General features: G+C 53.5%; 2 protein-coding genes. One reads left to right on the plus strand and one right to left on the minus strand.

Annotated elements, in window-relative coordinates; translation table 11 throughout:
• Positions 1-102 precede the first annotated feature (102 nt).
• Positions 103-990 (minus strand): WYL domain-containing protein, encoded by an 888-nt coding sequence (locus ACP7DD_RS26420; RefSeq protein WP_426178353.1) that lies wholly within the window; start codon positions 988-990, stop codon positions 103-105.
• Positions 991-1,359: 369 nt separating this feature from the next.
• Here ACP7DD_RS26420 and ACP7DD_RS26425 point away from each other — a divergent pair, with 369 nt between their 5' ends.
• The gene (locus ACP7DD_RS26425; RefSeq protein ID WP_426178355.1) at positions 1,360-1,527 is read left to right on the plus strand and encodes a hypothetical protein; all 168 of its coding nucleotides are present in this window, start codon (positions 1,360-1,362) and stop codon (positions 1,525-1,527) included.
• Positions 1,528-1,863: the final 336 nt, after the last annotated feature.

The raw sequence follows: 1,863 nt of genomic DNA on the forward strand, positions 1-1,863 counted from the left end.
AATGGCCGAAATCGCCGGTCTGAATGCGTGAAAATGAAAATTTAGGTACCCAAATAACGCGGCCCTGTTAAGCGCATCGTTTGCACAGAAATCATCAATTGTTCAGCGCTTCCCTAGGTGGTCTCGAAGCCACAAGCGGTATTGCTTTTCCGTCAGGCTATGATCGGACGAAGCATCAATACACCAACGCAACAGCATGTAGCCAGCAACAGCTGCCCTTACGCGCAATCGGATTGAGCCGTCCTGCATTCCATAGTCCAATTCGATAATCTCAGGATGTTTAAGGCGTGGGTGCGGAACAAGATCCAGCTCTACTATCCGGGCCCACTGGATGTCGGCATCCATCCGCTCCTGCGCTGTAGACTCTTCATCGAGAATGATCGGATTTTGAATGCGCGTGATAACGAAATCACGAAACTCCCCGGACTTACGATCAAACGCGCGAACATGCCAGCGCAGGCCTGTATCAACCAGCGCGAAGGGCACAATGACTCGTTCCGACGCCCCACTGATCATAGATTGATAGCGGATCGCCACCGGGCGTTTGGCGTGGATGGCTCGGCAAATTGGCGCAAGCACCTCCATTCGGGGACAATTCAAAATTGCTGGGAACTCGCATGGAAGTTGCGATCGCTGGTCGCCATCCACCCCATCGCCAAAACCTAGTGATAGCGCCGACAAGACCCGCTGGGGAGCGTGCTCAAAAATCGGGACAAACTCGCTACTGATTCGATACGTCTTGCTGCTATTATGAAGATCGATATTTTTCGGCGCCAGTTCCCGGTACATCGCAATGTCGCGGGTCGCACCGGCTGGCGCAACACCGAAGCGAGCGGAAAGATCCGGACGGCCAATCTGGCCCATGAAATACAGGCGAAACTCAAGATAGGTTAGTCGTTCGCGCTGAGCCTGACTCAGGCTACCGACACGCTGCGAATGCATCAACAATCGCTCCTTATCCATGGAAAACGACGGGAAGACCAAATCCACTCTGAATTCCGCTCATTAATTACTCAACATATCATCAAATTGATTAGATCACACATCGGCATTTTTCTGAATGCAATTGATTTCCTATTGCTACCCTTTCTTCTCGGCTCAATATCGCAGCTGGGTATTCCGGTCCACCGTGACCAGCGATTCCAGTCTATCGTGACCGATCATTCCGGTCCATCGTGACCGCCCATTCCGGTCTATCGTGACCGATTTCGGCCGCCACCAACTCTCGACGAAGTCGGCAGTGCAGAACCCCAAGGTCCGCCGCCGGATTGGCACCGGTCAGAAGCAAGTGTGCGGCCGGGGTTGTGTGAAGTGCTTTCAGGCAATCTAATACGCCGCCAGGGCAAAGACTGAGCGTTCATCTCCACCGCCGGGGAAAAAATCTCCGTGCCTCCAAGGCTGGCCAAGAAATTTTCTGTGGACAAACGATACGACGTCCCCTGTCTAGACATCAGGCGCACCAACAGACAAGGTCTGACTGGTTGGCGCGCTGTGAATTTGATCGAGCAAGAGGCACCCCATGCGTAGCGAGGGTCTGACCCAGGAATCCCCGAGGAAACTTTGGTAATGAAGAGCGTCCGCGACAAGGCCGGAGGGCAAACTTGAAGCGAACAAACGACACCCCTTTCCCGTCCTGCTTTGGCGCCCGGCGCTTCCTCTGCCTACGCTCAGGTACAAAAACATCATGGCCCGCAAGGGTAGTAGAAAAACAATTTGTACACATGCGGCCCGCGAACCCATCTACAGTAAGCGTCCAGTCCACCCACCTTCCATTGCCAATTCCACCTAGCCATACTCCGGTTTTGAAAAGGAGATAGGAATGGCAAATATCGAACGCGAAGCGCTGTGGAAAGAACGCGTCGC

Origin of the sequence: Massilia sp. TWR1-2-2 (genome assembly GCF_049897565.1) — a bacterium.
Lineage (GTDB): Bacteria > Pseudomonadota > Gammaproteobacteria > Burkholderiales > Burkholderiaceae_D > JAFCUW01.